The sequence below is a fragment of the Allomuricauda sp. CP2A genome, from assembly GCF_001683915.1.
Classification (GTDB): domain Bacteria; phylum Bacteroidota; class Bacteroidia; order Flavobacteriales; family Flavobacteriaceae; genus Flagellimonas.
The window spans coordinates 1-5,198 of record NZ_LXTT01000007.1; the positions used below are offsets into that span (position 1 = coordinate 1).

General features: G+C 43.4%; 4 protein-coding genes. All 4 read left to right on the forward strand.

Annotated elements, in window-relative coordinates; translation table 11 throughout:
* The first annotated feature begins 68 nt into the window (after positions 1 to 68).
* Entirely contained in the window at positions 69 to 497 is a 429-nt protein-coding gene (locus tag A7D14_RS00850) for a peptidylprolyl isomerase (RefSeq protein ID WP_067028983.1), read from the forward strand.
* A gap of 251 nt (positions 498 to 748) precedes the next feature.
* Positions 749 to 3,163 (forward strand): TonB-dependent receptor, encoded by a 2,415-nt coding sequence (locus tag A7D14_RS00855; protein ID WP_067028985.1) that lies wholly within the window; start codon positions 749 to 751, stop codon positions 3,161 to 3,163.
* A complete protein-coding gene (locus A7D14_RS00860; RefSeq protein ID WP_141673183.1) occupies positions 3,160 to 4,281 on the forward strand; it encodes a DUF4249 domain-containing protein in 1,122 nt (373 codons plus the stop codon). Before A7D14_RS00855 ends, A7D14_RS00860 begins: the two co-directional genes overlap by 4 nt.
* Positions 4,282 to 4,627: 346 nt before the next feature.
* The coding region (locus A7D14_RS00865; RefSeq protein ID WP_141673184.1) for a hypothetical protein at positions 4,628 to 5,198 on the forward strand (571 nt) is incomplete at its 3' end.

A 5,198-nucleotide genomic window follows, 5' to 3' on the forward strand; every position in this document is an offset into this window, starting at 1 on the left:
CCTTCGTTGAACCATTTTATACCTTATATATTTGCAACGTTTTGATTTTAAAACTATAAACAAAAATTATGAGTAAAGTAAAGGAGAATGACACGGTAAAGGTACATTACACCGGTAAACTAACCGACGGGCAGGTTTTTGACAGCTCGTTGGAAAGGGAACCATTGGAAGTGGCCTTGGGCCAGGGTCAGCTTATACCCGGTTTTGAAAAGGGACTGATTGATATGACCGTAAACGAAAAGAAAACCATAACCATTGATAAGAAAGAGGCGTATGGAGAGGTCAATGAATCGCTTTTTCAAAGAGTCTCTAAATCCCAATTGCCCGAAGATTTGAAACCTGAGGTCGGTATGGGCTTGGTGGGTTCCAATGCACAAGGACAGGAGCAACAATTTCGGGTTGCCAAAGTTGAAGAAGAAGAGATCATCATAGATGCCAACCATCCGTTGGCGGGCCATGATTTGGTTTTTGACCTTGAAGTGGTTGAAATCCTATAGGACTTAAAAAGATTTTTTGACATTGAAAAGCGTCTTATCGTAATGGTAAGACGCTTTTTTTGTCTACCTGCCAACAGAATTACATTGAAAATTCTGTACCGTTTTAGTGAGCCGCAGTATGTCCTCGATGCCAATTTAATAGTTTATGGACACTCCAAATTGTTACATGTACTACAATTTCGATGTATTTTATGTTCTTATCGGGTCTTCTAAAATTTCATGTTACCTTATGCAGGCAATTGACCATTGTAATGAACCTAAAAACCTCTTTCCCAGTATTGTTCTTCGTATTGTTGAGTGGCACATTGCTATATGGTCAGGGCGAGGACAAGCTGTTTTCCATCACGGTCTTTGATGGAAACACCGGAAACCCCTTGGAGAATGCCAATGTCTATATTCAGGAGTGCAATTGTGGGGGGATTACGGACCGCAACGGAAACTATTCCAGATCACTCCCGACCGGACAATACCGGATAACCGTTTCCTATACAGGTTACGAAAGCACTGATTTAGAGGTGGACTTAACTGCCGATGTAAGCCTTGAAACGCAATTGTTGCAAAGGGTGGAACAACTATCGGAAGTGTTCCTGAGTGCAAAACAAAAAAACGAAAATGTAGAATTGCCCCAGATGGGGGTTTTAAGACTGCAAAGCCAGGACCTTATAAAAGTTCCCTCCGGTCTGGGGGAATATGATGTGCTGCGGAGCATGACGTTGCTGCCCGGGGTGAACAATGCGGGGGAGGTAAGCAACGGGCTGTCCATCAGGGGAGGCTCGCTGGACCAAAACCTGATACTGTACGATCATGCCCCCATTTATAACCCAACACATCTGTTCGGTCTGTTTTCTGTGTTCACCCCGGATGTCCTGTCGAACATAGACCTGTACAGGGCCAATATCCCGGCACGCTACGGGGGCAGGACCGCTTCGGTATTGGATGTTGGGGTAAAAAAGCCCTATGTGGATAAATTTAAACTGAGCGGTGGGGTGGGCTTGGTTTCCAGCCGATTGGCCATTGAGACCCCTTTGATCAAGGACAAGTTGAACCTAATGGTGGGTACCCGGGCCAGTTTTACGGATTTTTTGCTGCCCATTTTTTCAAAAAGACTGAAGGACACCAAGGCCAAGTTTTATGATACCACCTTAAAACTACTTTGGTTGCCCAATCCGGATGACCAAATTTTTCTGACCGGATTTTTTAGCAAGGATATTTATGAGCTCGAATTGATCTCACAGATCGAAAACATCAATTCCGATAAAAACCGATATGATTTTATGGCGCTGAACGGCACCTTGAATTGGTTGCACACCTTCAATGAAAAGGCCAGCCTGCGTTCAATATTGGTGTCCAGCAACTATGTGCCAAAAAACATCCTGCCCATCACCGGAAGTTCAGATGAGATTGAATACCGTTCCAAGATCAATTACCTGAGCTTTATTTCTGAATATGCCAATAAACCAAAATCAACGCTTGATTATTATTTGGGTTTACAGGCCAAAAAATATCTGGTCGGGCAAGGCACCCTGGATCCCGGAGGATCAAACAGTGTGCTTCCCGTGGCGCTGCATGACGAGAACAGTTATGAACTGTCGGCCTACTCCAATGTAAATTGGCAACTGGCACCCCCGGTCACCTTGTCCCTGGGGCTGAGGTTCAACCATTATGTGTTTGGAGGGCCCTATACCTTTAGCACCTACGATGACCAGGGCAATATAGTTTCGGCCGAGGAGTTTGAAAAAGGCTCCAAGGTAATCGATTACAACAATTTGGAACCAAGGGTAGGGGCCAATATAAAATTGGGGGAGCGGACCTCTGTCAAACTGAGCTATGCCCAAGTGAACCAATACCTCCAAAATGTGTACAACAGCACCACGCCCTTGCCCACATCCCGTTGGAAATCATCCGATAGGTACATCAAACCCCAGCAAAGCCAAAGTTATGGACTCGGTTTTTTCCATAATAGCGCGGACAATTCCGTTGAACTGGGGGTGGAAGGGTATTACAGGGATTCACAAAATGACCTGACCTACAAGCCGGGCGCCGATTTTTTCCTTGAGGAATTTTTGGAGCAAAAGGTGGTGCAGGGCAAGGGCAAGGCCTATGGGGTCGAGTTCAGCCTGAAAAAAACCGGGGGCAAGGTAAATGGTTGGTTAAATTATACCTGGGCCCGCAGTTTTGTTCGCACCTACAATGAAAATTTGGCCGACAGGATCAATAACAATGATTGGTTCCCATCGGATTTTGACCGCCCCCATATTTTTAACGGCACTGTTAATTTTGAAAGCAACCCATACAATAAATGGAGCCTCAATTTTACGGCACAAACGGGCAGGCCCTACACCACGGCCAATGGTTTTGTGGTGGTGGATGATATTGAGGTGCCCGTTTATCTGGAGCGGAACAATAGCCGTTTGCCCGTGTACCATAGACTCGATTTTTCGTGGCGCATAAGCTACAACCAGAAGAAGAACAAAAGATGGAAGAACCACTGGGTCTTTACCATATATAATTTATATGCCCGGAAAAATCCGTTCAACATCTATTACCAACAACGAACCAGCAATGAGAACGCTGAAATATTCAGCAACAGCCCCCTAGGTGCCTATGAGCTTTCCGTTCTGAACAGTCCCTTGTTTGCAATAACCTATAATTTTGTATTTCAGTGAAACAGTTTTTTCGAGTAAAATATCTGGTTGTGTCCGTTGCAATGCTCTTATTGGGCTGTACCGACCCCGTTGAGCCCGAATACAGTTATGTGGAAGGACTCATATATATCGATGCCCAAATTTCAACCTCTGTGGGCACCTCCTATGCCAAGATCTATGAATCCAATACGGATTTTAGACTATATCGGAACATTTTTCAGCCCGGGGCAGCCGTGGTTTTCAGGAACGTGGACACCAATGGGGCCATCACCCTTTCAGAAGGGGAAGATGTCTATGTGCCACCAGAGGATTTTCGGGCCAACAATGGGGAAACTTGGCAATTGGAGATCACCTTGGAGGACGGTAGGCAATATCGGTCCCAACCTGAAACTGTCAATGCACCGATTCCGTTTCAAGAGATCAATGCAGAATACCGGAAAGAATTGCTGTACAGGGAGGATGTTGAAGAATTTGTGCCGGGACACTCCATAACCATAAGCTTAAATGACCCTGCGGAAACCGCAAACCATTATTTATGGGGATACAGGTCCTTTGAAAGACCCCGGTTTTGCCAGGTGTGTTATAATAGTGTTTTTAGAAATGGCGAATGCGTTTCCAGTGAAACCTTTAATGATCCCTACTATACCTATGGCTGTGAAACGAGCGATTGTTTCCAAATACGGTACCACGAGAAAATAGAGCTGTTGTCCGATGAATTTGTTGATGGGTTGACGGTGAACAACCTGGAAGTGGCCCAAGTGCCGCTGTACACCAATGCCGATATCTTGGTTGAGGTGCAACAGTTTTCCATTTCGCCCAATGCCTATGAATACTACAAAGTACTCAAGGATATTGTTGACAACAACTCGGGGTTCAATGCTCCGCCTCCGGCGGCGCTGATAGGCAACCTGGTGAGCCTTAACAGCGATGATGAGTTTGTACTGGGGCGGTTTACGGCAGTGGCCTCATCCACGCAATCCATTTTTATAGCGCGTGGGGACATAGTGGAGAGCCCCATAGAGCCAATACTTCCTGCCAATTATGAAATGGTATCGGGGCCTGGGTCGGCCACCACCACAGCACCGTGCACTGAATCACGTTATAGAACAGCCATGGAACCTGATGGGTGGGTGGATTGAAACTGTTTTTCCAAGTATGTAATTGAACCGGAGCCTGTCCCGAGCGAAGTTGAGGGGGAGTGGGGGAGGTAAAAGCGCGTGACATTGGACAAAATCCCCAGAATTTTTAAGGTTTTCGTGCAATGGGATTTTAAAATGGTTGGCTATATTGCTGTACTCCAAGTTATTGACTTCCTACTAGTTAGTTCCCCCAAGAAAACATCAATTAATGGATATTTCAATTTCATAAATTAATTTTTTATGGATATTCTATAATTGATAGTTTGTAAAATTATTCTGTGATATAACTCTATCGTATGGTATGGACTTAGTAATCGCATGAATTTAGCTCTAATTGTATTGAAATATGAAACCCTTAACATTTTTGACATTAATGGCTTTAACTTTTTTTCTGACATGTAGAATTGCATCAGGACAAACAATCCAGAATGTTCCAAAAGAAGTTAAGAGGACTATTAGAATTGCCCATAAAATGGCTAAGAGGACTATAAAAGAAGCGAGAAATAACAAAAATGAACTTAGCGGTGATATATCCACTCATGTTTTTCAAAAATTTGATGAGTTTGAGCTTTTAGTCAGAAAATATCCATTAATAGAAAAATACCCTCATGTAGTTGCTTTTAGTGAACCTTTAGATCCTTTGGTAAATGAAGCTTACAAAACTAGCAACATACTCCGATGGTGTAGGGAATTAATGGCAAGTTTAAATTATTTAATCAAGAAATCTGATGAAATGAATTATTCTCAGAATTGGAAGACCACAAATTTGGAAATAGAATATGCAGCAGAACAATTTCGGAATATTATAACTTCACTTGAAAGCATTAACGAGTTGGTAGTCAATGATGCTGATTTTCAATCTTTAAAGGTTAAAGCAATAAATGTTAAAGCGACTCTTGATTTAATTAGGAACAAGA

Excerpts from the sequence above, each read along its gene's own strand:
- A7D14_RS00850 (WP_067028983.1), top strand. The coding sequence starts at position 69 with ATGAGTAAAGTAAAGGAGAATGACACGGTAAAGGTACATTACACCGGT.
- A7D14_RS00855 (WP_067028985.1), top strand. The coding sequence starts at position 749 with ATGAACCTAAAAACCTCTTTCCCAGTATTGTTCTTCGTATTGTTGAGT.